General features: G+C 64.4%; 13 protein-coding genes. 9 read left to right on the top strand and 4 right to left on the bottom strand.

The genetic code is table 11. From position 1 onward, the window contains the following. Positions 1-125: 125 nt before the first annotated feature. Complete coding sequence (locus ACQY4G_RS14620; RefSeq protein WP_421991943.1) at positions 126-791, top strand: outer membrane protein; 666 nt, start codon at positions 126-128, stop codon at positions 789-791. 64 nt (positions 792-855) lie between these two features. Here ACQY4G_RS14620 and ACQY4G_RS14615 read toward each other — a convergent pair whose 3' ends face one another. Genes ACQY4G_RS14615 through ACQY4G_RS14605 form a run of 3 tightly spaced genes read right to left on the bottom strand, consistent with a single transcriptional unit; the run spans position 856 to position 3735 of the window. Next, on the bottom strand, positions 856-1338 hold the full coding sequence (locus tag ACQY4G_RS14615) for a hypothetical protein (RefSeq protein WP_421991941.1): 483 nt from the start codon (positions 1336-1338) through the stop codon (positions 856-858). Further along, the gene (locus tag ACQY4G_RS14610) at positions 1331-1810 is read right to left on the bottom strand and encodes a GreA/GreB family elongation factor (RefSeq protein ID WP_421991939.1); all 480 of its coding nucleotides are present in this window, start codon (positions 1808-1810) and stop codon (positions 1331-1333) included. The genes ACQY4G_RS14615 and ACQY4G_RS14610 overlap by 8 nt, the downstream gene beginning before the upstream one ends. A gap of 23 nt (positions 1811-1833) precedes the next feature. Beyond that, positions 1834-3735, bottom strand: a complete 1902-nt coding sequence (locus ACQY4G_RS14605) for a lytic transglycosylase domain-containing protein (RefSeq protein WP_421991937.1) — start codon at positions 3733-3735, stop codon at positions 1834-1836. A gap of 137 nt (positions 3736-3872) precedes the next feature. Between ACQY4G_RS14605 and dapA the strand changes: the two genes are divergently transcribed. After that, a complete protein-coding gene (gene dapA, locus ACQY4G_RS14600; protein WP_421991935.1) occupies positions 3873-4754 on the top strand; it encodes a 4-hydroxy-tetrahydrodipicolinate synthase in 882 nt (293 codons plus the stop codon). On the opposite strand, the gene ACQY4G_RS14595 is transcribed toward dapA, so the two are convergent. Beyond that, complete coding sequence (locus ACQY4G_RS14595; protein WP_421991933.1) at positions 4751-5824, bottom strand: succinylglutamate desuccinylase/aspartoacylase family protein; 1074 nt, start codon at positions 5822-5824, stop codon at positions 4751-4753. The two genes, dapA and ACQY4G_RS14595, sit on opposite strands and share 4 nt — an antisense overlap. Before the next feature lie 95 nt (positions 5825-5919). On the opposite strand from ACQY4G_RS14595, the gene smpB reads away from it, so the two are divergent. From smpB to ACQY4G_RS14560, 7 genes are all read left to right on the top strand, one after another. Further along, on the top strand, positions 5920-6402 hold the full coding sequence (gene smpB / locus ACQY4G_RS14590; RefSeq protein WP_421991931.1) for an SsrA-binding protein SmpB: 483 nt from the start codon (positions 5920-5922) through the stop codon (positions 6400-6402). A 130-nt stretch (positions 6403-6532) separates the two neighbouring features. Further along, positions 6533-7141, top strand: a complete 609-nt coding sequence (locus tag ACQY4G_RS14585) for a DUF2062 domain-containing protein (protein ID WP_083508150.1) — start codon at positions 6533-6535, stop codon at positions 7139-7141. Continuing rightward, positions 7141-9612 carry a hybrid sensor histidine kinase/response regulator gene (locus ACQY4G_RS14580; protein ID WP_421991929.1) on the top strand — a complete coding sequence of 824 codons (2472 nt, stop codon included), beginning with the start codon at positions 7141-7143 and terminating at the stop codon, positions 9610-9612. Before ACQY4G_RS14585 ends, ACQY4G_RS14580 begins: the two co-directional genes overlap by 1 nt. Before the next feature lie 146 nt (positions 9613-9758). Then, positions 9759-10823, top strand: coding sequence for a recombinase RecA (recA, locus tag ACQY4G_RS14575; protein ID WP_067689960.1), 1065 nt, complete (start codon positions 9759-9761; stop codon positions 10821-10823). Positions 10824-11036: 213 nt separating this feature from the next. After that, positions 11037-11663, top strand: coding sequence for a glutathione S-transferase family protein (locus ACQY4G_RS14570; RefSeq protein WP_421991927.1), 627 nt, complete (start codon positions 11037-11039; stop codon positions 11661-11663). Positions 11664-11766: 103 nt separating this feature from the next. Then, a complete protein-coding gene (locus tag ACQY4G_RS14565; RefSeq protein WP_421991925.1) occupies positions 11767-12933 on the top strand; it encodes a nucleotide sugar dehydrogenase in 1167 nt (388 codons plus the stop codon). Continuing rightward, complete coding sequence (locus ACQY4G_RS14560) at positions 12933-13955, top strand: NAD-dependent epimerase/dehydratase family protein (RefSeq protein ID WP_421991923.1); 1023 nt, start codon at positions 12933-12935, stop codon at positions 13953-13955. The genes ACQY4G_RS14565 and ACQY4G_RS14560 overlap by 1 nt, the downstream gene beginning before the upstream one ends. Positions 13956-13957 lie beyond the last annotated feature (2 nt).

Here is a 13957-nt window from a genome sequence, read left to right as displayed (position 1 = left end):
GCAGCATGTGTTCAATCTGCAACAATTTCCTGTTGTGCGAGGTTAATGAAACTGTTTCGACCTGGGCGACGTTCTCCCGGTCCAAGCAGCGCAAAGCTGCGTGTTACCAAGAACGGAGTTCGCACATGAATAAGATTTCCACCCTCCTCGTCGCCGGTTCGATGGCTGCCATCTCGGCCCCTGCCTTGGCGCAGGATGCCGACGGCAATTTCGACGGTTTCCGCATTCAGGGCGTGGCCGGTTACGACGCTCTGCAGGCGGGCAGCAGCGTCGACGACGACGGCAACGACAATAACGACCAGTCGATCGACGGCGTGGTCTACGGTGTCCAGGCCGGTTACGATTTCGACCTCGGCGGCGCCGTCGTCGGTCTCGAGGCCGAGCTGACCGATTCCAGCGCCAAGACCGAATTCACCGATGGCGATTTCGAAGGCTTCGGGTTCGGCCGCGTCGATGCGGGCCGCGACCTCTTCCTCGGCGCACGCGTCGGTGCCAAGGTTGCGCCCGATGCGCTGATCTATGCCAAGGGCGGCTACACCAACGCGCGGCTGAACATCCTGTCGAACGACGGCACCACTGAGTTCCGCGAGAACTTCGACCTCGACGGCTACCGTGTCGGTGCCGGCGTCGAATATTCGATCAACCCACGCACCTTCGTCAATCTCGAATATCGCTATTCGAACTACAGCGAAGGTGAAGTCGATTTCGACGGCGATCTGCCCGACAGCGACCGCTTCGACGTCGACCTCGACCGTCACCAGGTGATGGCCGGTGTGGGCGTGCGCTTCTAAGCGTCAAGCCGAACACAAAGATGCGGGCCGGGGAGCGCGAGGGCGCTTTCCGGCCCGTCGCGTTTTAGCGCCGCGCGCAGGCGAGCGTGGCGGCATCCATCGCGGTCGCGGCCCCGGCGAGCGAATAGCTGTTGGCGAAGCGCCGCCCGCGCCTGTCGGTCGCGCGAATGGTCATCCGGTCCGCCGAGCGCATCGCAGCAACGATCGCCGCGTCCATCGTGCGATCCTGCGCCCAGGCATCGCCGCCGCCGCCGGTCAGCCGGAAACGTTTGCCGCCGACCGTCAGGATGATGGTCCCGCGCTCGGCCAGCTGGCGCGACAGGCGGAAATGGACCTGCCCGCGCAGATTGCGGCGCGGCCAGGTGCCGACCGTGGCGAAGGGTTCGAACTCACGGCTCGCCTGGCTGGGGGCGGGAATGGCAATGGCATAGCAGCGTGGGACCGAGGAATCGCGGAAGGCGCCCCAGTCGGAAAAGACCCCGAGGCTGTCCTTGGCTGCCAAAGGGGTGGCCAGTCCGATCAGGAGCAGGGCGGCGAGCCTACGCATAGGCAATTGCCATTACTTCCCATTCCTTCAGCCCGCCGGGAAGCCGCACGCTGCGTAAATCCCCGATCGCTGCGCCCTTGAGCGCCCGGGCGAGGGGAGAGGACCAGCCGATCCGGCCCGCGCTCGCATCCTGTTCGTCGTCGCCGACGAGCGTCACGACTTTCTCGTTGTCGTCCTCGTCGGCGAGTGTGACCGTGGCGCCGAAGAAGGCGCGCGTCTTGTCAGGCTGTGCGGCGGGATCGATCACCCGCGCGGCCTTCATCCGCAGCGCCAGATGCGCCAGTTCGCGGTCGATCTCGCGCATGCGCTTGCGGCCGTATAGATAGTCGCCGTTTTCGCTGCGGTCGCCATTGCCCGCCGCCCAGCTGACGATCTCGACGATCTCGGGCCTCTCCGTGCCGAGCAAATGGTCGTAGCGCGCCTTCATCGCGGCATAGCCGGCGGGCGTTACGGGATTGGTCTTGCCTTGCATCAGGCCAGCGGCCTTAGCGCAAATCAGCGCCGCAGGTAATTGGCGATATCGCGCTCGTACCCGGCCGACTTGTCCGGGTGCATGTTGGCATAGCTGACCGCGTTCCCGATCACGCGCATGACATAATAGCGCGTCTCGAAATTCGCCGGGATCTGCTCGATCCAGGTGACCCAGTCGACGCCGCCGGTCCGCGGATCGCCATTGAGCCGCAGCCATTGGTTCACCCGGCCGGGGCCTGCGTTATAGGCGGCGAGCGCCAGCGGATAGGCGCCGTCATAGCGGTCCATCAGCCGCGCGAAATGCGCGTCGCCCAGGCGGATGTTGTAGCTCGGGCTCTCGGTCAGGCTGGCGGACATGTAGTTGATGCCGATCTTGCCCGCTTCCTCGCGCGCGGTGCCGGGCATCAGCTGCATCATCCCGCGCGCGCCGGCATGGCTGACGCGGTTACGGTCGAATTCGCTTTCCTGCCGCGCGATCGCATGGACCATGGTCCAGTTGGCTCCGGCATGCGTCGGCACGGTCGGATAGCCGAGCCGCTCGAAACCCTCGAGACCGTGCTCGCCCGCGACCAGACCGGCCACGACGGCCATTTCCTCTAGGCCCGTTTCGCGTGCGAGCTGGCCGACCAGCGCCATTTGCTCGGGCGTGTCGGCCTTGTCGGCGATCGCTTCGAAGAAGGCGCGCTCGGTCCGCCAGTCGCGGCGGTTGCGGGCGATCGCGCGCAGCGCGCCGGTCAGCGGGTCGGCTTCGAAGGCTGCGCGATCGGCGTCGCTCGGCTGCGGCACCGCGGCGAAGCTGGGCATCGGTCGCCCGAGTTCGCTGAGCGCGAGCTGGCCGTAGTACCAGTCGGGAAATTCGGCGGCCATTTCCCAATAACGCTCGGCCTCGGCCCGGTCGCCCGCGCGCGCCGCGGCGCGACCGGCCCAGTAAAAACCCTTCGAGCGGGTCAGCGGGGTCTTGGCGGCGGTGCCGTAGCGATAGAACAGCGGCGCGGCCTGCGCGCCGTCGCCGAGCGACCACAGCGCCTTGGTCCCGCCGAGCCACATCAGGTCGGTATATGTGTCGCGCAGGGTGAAGGACCCGTCCGAGATATCGGTGCCGGGCGCGAAGATATCGTCGACCTTCGAGGCGATGCTGACCGCCTGGCTCGCCCCGGCGCTCTTCGCCACCGCCAGCGCTTCGCCGATGAATTGCGTCCCGTCGAAGGCGGGGGATGCAAAGGCGGCGCGCGTCGACAGCAGGTTCACCGCTTCATAGGGCTGGCCCGAATTGCGGTAGTGCCGTGTCAGATTGTAGACATAGCCCGCATCGTTCATCGCACCGGCGGGCACGGTCAGACCGGCCTGCGAAGGCGTGCTCCCCTGCAGCAGCGCGAGCCGCGCCTGCGCCATCGCGCGGTAGGCAGGCGACACGCGCGAAATATGGCGCGAGGCGGCTTCGTAATTGCCCTGCCACAGCAGCGCGTCCATGCGCGCATCGTGATCTTCGGGGGCGAAGCGACTGCCGAACAGACCCTGCATGTAGAGTTCGGCCGGGCCGCTCATCGTGCCTCCACGCCAGGCGGCGCGCGCCGTTTCCAGGGCCTCGGGGCGGTCGAGCGAAGCCAACGCTAATGCGTAGCGGGCCTTGGCGCTGTTGGTCAGCGGCGGATAGCGGTCGAAGAAGGCGACCAGCGCTTGCGGCGAGGGCGCATCGCGGTCGAGCGCGGCTTCGGCGCGCCGCTGCAGCAATTGCTGCTTGGGAAAATCGGGATAGGTCGTCAGGAAGCTGGCATAGGGAGCGAAGGGGAGCTCATCCTGGCTGGTGAGATACTCCCACTGCGTCACCGCCTGATCCATCCGTCCGGGCTGCTGCGCAACCATCTCGCTGCGCGCGCCATCCTGCGCCTGCGCCATAGCGGGGAAAGCCAGTGCGGAACCGGCCATAAGTGCTAGCGTGAGAACTGTTTTTCGACCCATGCTGGACATCGTGGCCGGCCTCTCCTTATCAGGCGCTGAATGAATTGTGGCGGTGCCCATGAAAACGGGCCTTGTTTCCTATCTCTAACGCAGGACTTCGGTAAATGTTCTCAGGCTCGATTCCCGCTCTGGCGACTCCTTTTCGCGACGGATCGTTCGACGAGGCTGCTTTCCGCAAGCTCGTCGACTGGCAGATCGAAAACGGCAGCAAGGGATTGGTCCCCTGCGGCACCACGGGCGAGGCCTCGACCCTGTCGAATGCCGAACATCACCGCGTGGTCGAGGTCTGCATCGAACAGGCGGCGGGGCGCGTACCGGTCATCGCGGGGTGCGGATCGAACGACACGCGCAATGCGCTGCTGCACATGCAGTTTTCGAAGAAGGCCGGGGCAGCGGCGGGCCTGTGCGTCGCGCCCTATTACAACCGCCCCAGCCAGGCCGGTCTGATTGCGCATTTCAGCTATCTGGCCGAAAACAGCGACCTGCCGATCGTGCTCTACAACGTGCCCAGCCGCACGGTCACCGATATCGAGGACGAAACGGTAGTCGAACTGGTGCGCAAATATCCGGACCGGATCGTGGCGATCAAGGATGCGAGCGGCGACCTCTCGCGCGTGGCCGATCACCGCATGGGGCTGGACCACGAGTTCTGCCAGCTATCGGGCAATGACGAATTGTGGCTGCCGCATTCGGCCGCGGGCGGGGCGGGGTGCATTTCGGTCACCGCCAATGTCGCACCCGCACTCTGCGCGGAGTTCCACGAGGCGATCGCCGCGAACGATCTGGTCAAGGCGCGCAAGCTCAACGACCGGCTGTTCCCGCTGCACTATGCGATGTTCTCCGACGCCAGCCCCGCGCCGGTGAAATACGCGCTCAGCCGCGTGCACGACTGGTTCTCTCCCGACGTCCGCCTGCCGCTGTGCAATGCCAGCGACGCGAGCCGCAAGGCGGTCGACGAAGCGCTGGCGATTGCGGGGCTGGTCTAAAGCACCTCGTCTTCGTCGAGCAGCGGAGCGGCGGGGAAGGGGGGTTCGCTGACCGCAAGCGCTTCGACGATGCTGTCGGCACGCTCGCCCGCGTGGTCGAGCGCTTCGACCTCGGCGACATGGAACAGCGCGTCTCCCTGGTTGACTATCGGCAGTGTCGCATGGCCGATGATTACTCCATTGGTGGGACTGACCAGGTCTTCCGGGTCCTCGCCGAACAGCCCGCCGACTCGCGCCAGCAGATCGCCTTCGCGCACCACGTCGCCCGATCTGCACACCCGTCGCGATACGCCGCCGCGCGGCGCGCGGACCCAGCTGGATCGCGTCGAGCGCAGCGGAACCTCGACGTCGCCGAGGCCGTCGTCGCCTTCGACCATTCCGATATGGGCGAGCACGCGCAGCACGCCCGCCACGCCGACATCGATCGCGAAGCGGTCGAAACGCAGGGCCTCGCCCGCTTCCAGCAGCAACATGGGCGTTTCGCGCTCGGCAGCCAGCGCGCGCATCGAACCCGGGCGCAGTGGGCTCTCGATGATGATGGGCGCCCCGAAGGCCATGGCCAATTCGGACAGATAGGGACTGCCCGAAGCGATGCGGATCTGCGGCAGATTGTAGCGATGCTTGGCCGCCGAATGGATATCGATGCCGAGCGAGCAGCGATCGATCACATGCGTCAGGAATGTGTGGGCCAGCTGGGCAGCCAGGCTGCCTTTCTCCGAGCCGGGGAAGCTGCGGTTCAGATCGCGCCGGTCGGGCAGGTAGCGGCTGTGCGAGGCGAAACCGTAGATATTGACCGCAGGCGCGAAGATGATCGTGCCCGCGAGCCGCTCGGGCGAAAGCTGCTCGAGCAGCCGCTGGATGACCGCGGTGCCGATGATCTCGTCACCATGGATCGCCCCGCTGACGAAGATCGCCGGGCCGGGCATCGCGCCATGCAGGACCTTGAGCGCGAGCGCCGAGTTGAGTCCTGTGACCTGCTGGCTGACCGGGATCGCGACCGTGGCCTGTGAACCTGCTTCGATTGCGATGTCGTGGATGGAGAAGGATTGGATTGCGGTTCGGTCGTCCATCGGGAGCATTCGCCACAGGCCCGAGCGAGTTGGCAAGCGATTTCGCGTCTCGACCCTTTCCAAGCGCTGCCCTCTCGCCTACATGCGCCCGCCTTATGGCCCGTCCCAAACCCGCAACGTTCGACAAGCAGAAGGTCGTCGCCGACAATCGTCGCGCGCGGTTCGACTACACGATCGAGGACACGTTCGAGGCCGGGCTGGCGCTCCAGGGTACTGAGGTGAAGGCCTTGCGTGCGGGCGAGGCGAGCATCAAGGAAAGCTATGCCGAGGTGCGCGACGGGCAGGTCTGGCTGGTCAATGCCAACATCCCGGAATACTCGCATGGCAACCGGCTCAACCACGAACCGCGCCGCCCGCGCAAGCTCTTGCTCCACGCGCGCGAGATCGAGAAGCTGTTCGGGGCGGTCGAGCGCAAGGGCATGACGCTGGTCCCGCTGTCGATTTACTTCAACAGTACCGGCCGGGCGAAGGTCGAGCTCGCGCTGGCCAAGGGCAAGCAGGCGCATGACAAGCGCCAGTCGATCAAGGAGCGCGACTGGAAGCGCGACAAGGCCCGCCTGATGCGCGAACGCGGCTGATCCGCGCCGTTCACCCCTTAAAAATCGCGTCCCCGCTAACCACATCGCCAGCTATGCCGCATTCGTCGCAACCCGCTTCCCTCAACCCCTTGCGCCCGCCAGTGAGGCGGCGCATGGCAGGGTCGTGGCAATGAGCGAGCGCAGATCAAAGACATTCCTGGCGGACTGGCTCCGCCGGCACATGCCGACGCGCGAGCAGATGGCGAGGAACAAGTATCTGCGGCCGATCGCGCATCGCTTCCTGACGCCGGAACTGTGGCGTTTTACCCGCCGCAGCGTTCCGCGCGGTGTGGCGCTCGGAATATTCGCGGGCTTCATCATTCCGGTGGGTCAGATATTCCTCGCCGCGTTCATGGCATTGCCGGCGCGTGCGAATGTGCCGCTTTCCGCGCTCGTGACGTTTATTACCAATCCCTTTACCTTCCCCTTCTGGGCCGTGGTGGCGAATAAGCTGGGTGCCTTCATCCTGAAGGTCGATCTGGCGACGACGGGCGGCGCCGCGCAGGACGAAATCAACAGCGGCCGCTGGGCTTGGCTGATCGAGATGTTCGAAGGGGTGGGGGTGACGGTTTTGGTGACGATATTCGGCTTCATTATAATGGCCGTCGTCGGTGCCGCGGTCGGCTATCTGCTTGCAGGTGTGGTCTGGCGTTTCGTGGTCGCGCGCAAGCGTCAGCGCCGCCTGCGCGCGATGGAGCGCCGTCTCGACGAGCGCCTGCATAAGGATGCCGAAGCATAATGCTGCGGGAGGACAGCCCGGTCTCGCAATTTCCTCCGGTGCCTCTCCTGCTCGGGATACTGGTGGCCTGCCTCGTCTCGGTCGGGCTCGTCTGGATGGTCGGCCAGCAGTCCATCGTCGCGCTCGCCTATGGCGGAGCGCTCGTCGCAATCCTATTGACGTTGCTGCTGATGGCGAGGCTGCGGGGCGCGCCGGTCGAGGAATTGGCATTTCAGGCCGACTGGTCGGTCACCAGCGCAGCGATGGAAAACCGTCGGCGCGGAGTGGCGATCATCGACCGGGCGAACCGGCTGGTCTGCGCCAATTCGACCTATGTCGACTGGTTCGATGGGGAGACCGCCCCTTACGACCTGCCGTTCGACGGACCCTCTCGCGAGGCGATCATGGATGCGGCGCGCGATGCCTGGCGCGACGGGAAGGCGAAAGCCGACGAGTTGCAGCTGTCCGGTGCGGAAGCGCAATACCGGTTGCATGTCGATCGCAGCGGTCGGGGTGAATCCTATCTCGTCTGGCGGTTTGCCGAGATTCGCGAGGAGCGCAGCTATGACGGGCTCGCCGAACGGCTTTCGGGCCGGCTTGGCGACGTGATCTCGCGCGCAGGGCTCGAACTCGCGCTGGTTGCGCCCGACGGCATCGTGCTGACGACCACCCCGGGCCTGGCGGAGCGCGCAACCGGCAATCGCGAGAAGTCGCTTGCAGGCCATGAATTCGTGCAATTGCTGCGCTCGGACGATCGCGACCGCATTTTCTTCGCCCGCGAGGGCCAGCAGGGTTCGCCGCAGACGCTCGTTCACGTGCCGCTCGATACGCCAGCGAATGCGCGGCTGAGCGATGCCGATCAGGCCCCTTCGCTGATGTTGCTGATCGACAGCACGGTAGGGATCGGCGGCGGCTGGGAAGGCAGTGGCAAGGCCGCCATTCCGCAGCTCGAGGCGCTGCTGTCCGCGCTGCCGCTCGGCCTTGCGCTGACCGACCGCGATGGTCGCTTCCTGTTTGCCAACAAGGCGTTCCTGCGCGCGGTCGAACGCAAGGAGCAGGGATTGCCGCAATTCCCTTCCGACCTTGTCGTGCAGGACGACAAGGCCGCCATGGCAGATACCGTGCGGCGCTTCGCCAAGGGCGCGACCGCGAGCGGCGACATGGCCGTGCGTCTTTCCAACGACAAGGAAGAACCGGTCTCGATCGGCCTTGCGGGCATACGCGGGCTGGGCGATGCGGCCGTCCTGCTGTCGATCTCCGACTCCTCTGAGGAAAAGCGTCTGCGCCGCCAGGTCGCACAGGCCACCAAGATGCAGGCGGTGGGCCAGCTTGCGGGCGGCGTTGCGCATGACTTCAACAACGTGCTGACCGCGATCATCGGCTATTGCGACCTGATGTTGTTGCGCCACACGCCGGGCGACAGCGACTATGACGACATCCAGCAGATCAAGGCCAATTCGAACCGCGCTGCGAGCCTGACGCGGCAGCTCCTCGCCTTCAGCCGCCAGCAGACGCTGCGCCCGGTGGTGCTGCAGCTGCCCGATGTCGTCAGCGAGGTCAGCCAGCTGTTGAAGCGCCTGATGGGCGAGAAGATCGAATTCTCGGTTCGCCACGACCGCGAGCTCGGTTCGGTCCGGGCGGACCCGCAACAGCTCGAACAGGTCATCATCAACCTGGCCGTCAATGCGCGCGACGCCATGCAGGCGAATGCGCTCGAGCGTGGCAAGCAGGACTGGAAGGGACGTCTCACGCTCGCCACGCGGCGGGTTTCAGCGCGCGACGTGCGCAAGATGGGCATCGATATCATGCCCGCCGACGATTACACCGTGCTCATCGTGCAGGACACGGGCGGCGGCATTCCGCCGGAGCATCTCAACAAGATCTTCGAACCCTTCTTTACCACCAAGGAGCAGGGCAAGGGCACCGGGCTCGGTCTCTCGACGGTCTACGGGATCGTCAAGCAATCCAACGGCTTCATTTTCGCCGACAACGTCCAGGGTCCCGACGGCACACCCATCGGTGCGCGGTTCACCATGTACCTGCCCGTGCACAAGGGCGAGTTGCCCGCCAGCATGCGCGGCGAGGCGGCGGAAGAGGCCAAGGCGACCGAATGGTCGGCGGGCGGCAACCTGCTGCTGGTCGAGGACGAGGACATGGTGCGGGCCGTGGCCGAGCGGGCGCTGGCGCGCGCCGGCTATACCGTGACCACCGCGACCGACGGGGAAGAGGGGCTGGCCGAAGTGGCCAACGGTTCGACCGAATTCGACCTGATCGTATCGGATGTCGTCATGCCCGCGATGGATGGCCCGGCCATGGCGCGCGCGATCCGCAAGGTGAAACCCGACATCCCGATCCTGTTCATGTCGGGCTATGCCGAAGAGCAATTGCGCAACGAGATCGATATCGACAACATGCACTTCATTCCCAAGCCCTTCAGCGTGCAGCAGATCAACGCCAAGGTTGCCGAGGTGCTCGGCGAACAGCGCGATTAGCGGGCGGACCGGCCGAATTCCACCCGTTGGAACGAAACGTGAAAATAAATTTCGTTCCCCACTTGTTCTTTGAGAACAAAGCCGATACACCAATTGCCAGTTGAAGAGTCGGCAAGCGGCTCTGGCCAAGCGCAGGAGGTAATGTCATGGCGGCAAGTCTGAAGCTCGTAGAGGACAAGAAAGTGGACGCAGACCGCCAGAAGGCATTGGACGCCGCGCTCGCGCAGATCGATCGCGCATTCGGCAAGGGCTCGGCAATGAAGCTGGGCCAGAAGGAAGCAATGCAGGTGGAGGCGATCTCCACCGGTTCGCTCGGCCTCGATATCGCGCTGGGTGTGGGCGGCTTGCCCAAGGGGCGCGTGATCGAAGTTTACGGTCCGGAAAGCTCGGGCAAGACCACGCTGGCGCTGCATGTACTGGCCGAAGCGCAAAAGGCGGGCGGCACGGTCGCCTTCGTCGATGCCGAACATGCGCTCGACCCGGTCTATGCCCGCAAGCTCGGCGTCGATATCGACGAGCTGATCGTATCGCAGCCCGACACGGGCGAACAGGCGCTCGAGATCACCGATACGCTGGTCCGCTCCAACGCGATCGACGTGCTGGTCGTCGATTCGGTCGCCGCGCTCGTGCCGCGCGCCGAGATCGAGGGCGAGATGGGTGACAGCCATGTCGGCCTGCAGGCCCGCCTCATGTCGCAATCGCTGCGCAAGCTGACCGGTTCGATCAACCGTTCGAAGTGCATGGTGATCTTCATCAATCAGCTGCGCATGAAGATCGGGGTGATGTACGGCAATCCAGAAACCACGACCGGCGGCAATGCGCTCAAATTCTATGCTTCGGTCCGCCTCGACATCCGCCGCACCGGCCAGATCAAGGACCGCGACGAGGTGATCGGCAATTCGACTCGCGTGAAAGTGGTCAAGAACAAGGTCGCCCCGCCGTTCAAGCAGGTCGAATTCGACATCATGTATGGCGAGGGCATTTCGAAGATCGGCGAAATCCTCGACCTCGGCGTCAAGGCCGGCGTGGTCGAAAAGTCGGGCAGCTGGTTCAGCTACGACAGCGTCCGCATCGGCCAGGGGCGCGAAAACGCCAAGAAGTTCCTCAAGGAAAATCCCGAGATGTGTGCCAAGTTGGAAGCCGCCATTCGCGGCCGCACCGACGAGGTCGCCGAAGAGATGATGACCGGTCCGGACGCGGACGAGGACTGACCTCTCTTCAAGCGGGAGCGTGCCGGCCCCGATCCCCCGGGGCGGCGCGGAAGCCGGACTGTCCCCGGCGCTCCCGAACAAACGGAAAGCCGGTGCGCGCCGCCTCATGGCCGCACCGGCTTTTCCGTATCCCGGGCTGGCGCAAACTGGGCCATGGCCGCCCCTCATCCGCGCGCCTAGGGTGCAGGCGACTCGCGAAAGAGGAGCGCCCGCATGACTATTACCGTCCACCATCTCAACAACAGCCGTTCGCAGCGTATCCTCTGGCTGCTAGAGGAATTGGGGGCGGACTACGAAATTACCCAACACCAGCGCGATGCGGAAAGCAATCTCGCACCGCCCGAGCTGAAGAATGCTCACCCGCTCGGCAAGTCGCCGCTGATCGAGGACGACGGTCTGCGGGTGGCGGAAAGCGGGGCGATAATCCAATATCTGTGCGAACGTCACGGCGGCGAAAGCTGGCTTCCTGATCCGAAAAGCGAGGACCACGTCCGTCACCTCGAATGGATGCAGTTCGGAGAAAGCAGCTTTTTCGTACCCGTCATGCTCAAGATATACGCGGGGCGTCTCGGCGATGCCGCGGCCCCGCTCATGCCGCGCGTCGATGAACAATTCGAAGCGCATGTGAAATTCGCCGAGGACAATATCTCAGACGATCTCCATTTCGTCGGTAATGACTGGTCAGCCGCCGACGTGATGATGAGCTTTCCGGCCGAGATCGCCGTGATGCAGGGATATGGGGAGAAGGCGCCGAAGCTCGCGAAGTTCGTCGAGGCGATCCATGCGCGTCCCGCCTGGCAGCGCGCCCGCGAGCGCGGCGGCGCCTATTTCATCTGGTGAGCTTTGCGGGGAGGGCAGGCTTGCAATCGCCCGCGCCTCCCCACAGAAGGCGAGCGCTGCCGAAGCACCGGCGGCCAAGCGGACTGAGGGTTTGGGAAGTTCGATGAAGATTGCCGTTTTCGGGCTTGGCTACGTTGGCCTGTCCAACGCCATCATGCTCTCGCAGCACAATACGGTCGTCGGCTGCGATATCTCGCCCGAGCGCGTCGCACTGCTGCAGGATCGCCAATCGCCCATTCAGGACGAATTGGTCGAAGAATATCTCAAGCGCGACGACCTCGATCTCGCCTTCACCACGGACGCCGGCGCCGCGATCGAGGGTGCAGATTTTGCCATCGCGGCGGTTCCGACAAATTACGATGTCGACACAAACTTCTTCGACACCTCCGCCGTCGATTCGGTGATCGAGCAGGTTCTCGCCGCCAACACCACCACCGTGGTCGTGATCAAGTCGACCGTGCCCGTGGGTTATGTCACCGAAGCGCGCGAGCGTTTCGCCAGCGACCGGATCATCTTCAGCCCCGAATTCCTGCGCGAAGGCAAGGCGCTCTACGACAACCTCCATCCCTCGCGCATCATCGTGGGCGAGCGGTCCGAGCGCGCCCGGCGCTTCGCCGACCTGTTGCTCGAACCGGCGCTCGAGGACGATGTCCCGGTTCTTCTTACCGATGCGGACGAGGCCGAGGCGATCAAGCTCTTCGCCAATACATACCTCGCCATGCGCGTCGCCTTTTTCAACGAGCTCGACAGTTATGCACTCTCGCACGGCATCGACACGCGCCAGATCATAGAGGGTATCGGTCACGATCCGCGCATCGGCAGCCACTACAACAACCCGTCTTTCGGCTATGGCGGATACTGCCTGCCCAAGGATACCAAGCAGCTGCTCGCGAATTACTCGGAAGTCCCGCAGAACCTTATCCGCGCGATCGTCGACGCCAATCGTACGCGTAAGGATTTCTTGTCGGACCGGATCATCGCGAAAGAACCCAAGACGGTTGGGGTTTTCCGCCTCGTCATGAAGGCCGGCTCGGACAATTTCCGCCAGTCGTCGATCCAGGGGATCATGAAGCGGGTGAAAGCCAAGGGCATCGAGGTGATCGTCTACGAACCGGTGATGGAAGAGGACAGTTTCTTCGGCAGCCGCGTCGAGCGCGATCTGGAAAAGTTCAAGGCCGAAGCCGACGTCATCGTTGCCAACCGGCTCGATCCGGACCTCGCCGAAGTGCGCGAGAAGGTCTTCACCCGCGACCTGTTCGGCGCGGATTGATGGGCGAGACGCGTACGGCGCTGGTTACGGGATCGGCGGGCTTCATCGGTTATTTTATCTGCCGCCGCTTGCTTGCCGACGGTTTTACGGTGATCGGGATCGACAGCCTTTCGGACTATTACGACCCCGAACTCAAGCGCAGACGCCAGGCAGGTCTGCTGCAGAACGCGGGCTTTACGGCGATAAACGAGGCGATCGAGACTCCCGGCCTGCTCGCCGACCTGTTTGCGCAGCACCGGCCCGACATCGTCATCCACCTCGCCGCTCAGGCGGGCGTGCGCTATTCGATCGACAATCCGCGCACCTATCTGGAAAGCAATCTCGTGGGCACGTTCGAGCTGCTCGAAGCGGCGCGCACGCATCCGCCGCAGCACATGCTGCTCGCCTCGACGTCGTCGGCCTACGGCGCCAACACCGAGATGCCCTATCGCGAGACGATGAAGGCGGACCACCAGATGTCCTTCTATGCCGCGACCAAGAAGGCGACCGAGGCGATGGCGCATTCCTACGCGCATCTGTTCGAGTTGCCGGTGACGATGTTCCGCTTTTTCACCGTCTACGGCCCCTGGGGGCGGCCGGACATGGCGCTGTTCAAGTTCACCCGCGCGATGCTCGAGGGCGAGCCGATCGACGTCTACAACCACGGCGACATGATGCGCGACTTCACTTATGTGGAGGACCTCGTCGAAGCGATCCGCCGCCTTGTCGACACAGCTCCCGAACGCCCGCAATCGCCGGAAGACATTGCCGAGGGCGACAGCCTCTCGCCGGTAGCTCCCTGGCGCGTCGTCAATATCGGCAATTCGCAGCCGGTCCAGCTCGGCGAGATGATCGCGGCGATCGAGGATGCGCTGGGGATCGAAGCGAAGCGCAATCTGATGCCGATGCAGCCGGGCGATGTGCCCGCCACCTGGGCCGATGCGCAACTGCTCCACTCGCTCACCGGCTATGTCCCGAAAACCGACATCCGCGAAGGCGTGCTGCACTTCGTCGAATGGTATCGCGACTACTATCGAGTGTGAAT

The sequence above is a fragment of the Qipengyuania sp. genome (assembly GCF_965277845.1).
GTDB lineage: Bacteria > Pseudomonadota > Alphaproteobacteria > Sphingomonadales > Sphingomonadaceae > Qipengyuania.
Note: the sequence above shows the minus strand (reverse complement) of the source record. Positions and strands in the feature narration are given on the sequence as shown.

Bases quoted from the DNA above. Each gene is read 5' to 3' on its own strand.
- ACQY4G_RS14565 (WP_421991925.1), top strand. From the start codon at position 11,767: ATGAAGATTGCCGTTTTCGGGCTTGGCTACGTTGGCCTGTCCAACGCC.
- ACQY4G_RS14560 (WP_421991923.1), top strand. From the start codon at position 12,933: ATGGGCGAGACGCGTACGGCGCTGGTTACGGGATCGGCGGGCTTCATC.
- ACQY4G_RS14585 (WP_083508150.1), top strand. From the start codon at position 6,533: ATGAGCGAGCGCAGATCAAAGACATTCCTGGCGGACTGGCTCCGCCGG.
- recA (WP_067689960.1), top strand. From the start codon at position 9,759: ATGGCGGCAAGTCTGAAGCTCGTAGAGGACAAGAAAGTGGACGCAGAC.
- ACQY4G_RS14595 (WP_421991933.1), bottom strand. From the start codon at position 5,824: ATGGACGACCGAACCGCAATCCAATCCTTCTCCATCCACGACATCGCA.
- dapA (WP_421991935.1), top strand. From the start codon at position 3,873: ATGTTCTCAGGCTCGATTCCCGCTCTGGCGACTCCTTTTCGCGACGGA.
- ACQY4G_RS14620 (WP_421991943.1), top strand. From the start codon at position 126: ATGAATAAGATTTCCACCCTCCTCGTCGCCGGTTCGATGGCTGCCATC.
- ACQY4G_RS14605 (WP_421991937.1), bottom strand. From the start codon at position 3,735: ATGGCCGGTTCCGCACTGGCTTTCCCCGCTATGGCGCAGGCGCAGGAT.
- ACQY4G_RS14615 (WP_421991941.1), bottom strand. From the start codon at position 1,338: ATGCGTAGGCTCGCCGCCCTGCTCCTGATCGGACTGGCCACCCCTTTG.
- ACQY4G_RS14610 (WP_421991939.1), bottom strand. From the start codon at position 1,810: ATGCAAGGCAAGACCAATCCCGTAACGCCCGCCGGCTATGCCGCGATG.
- ACQY4G_RS14570 (WP_421991927.1), top strand. From the start codon at position 11,037: ATGACTATTACCGTCCACCATCTCAACAACAGCCGTTCGCAGCGTATC.
- ACQY4G_RS14580 (WP_421991929.1), top strand. From the start codon at position 7,141: ATGCTGCGGGAGGACAGCCCGGTCTCGCAATTTCCTCCGGTGCCTCTC.
- smpB (WP_421991931.1), top strand. From the start codon at position 5,920: ATGGCCCGTCCCAAACCCGCAACGTTCGACAAGCAGAAGGTCGTCGCC.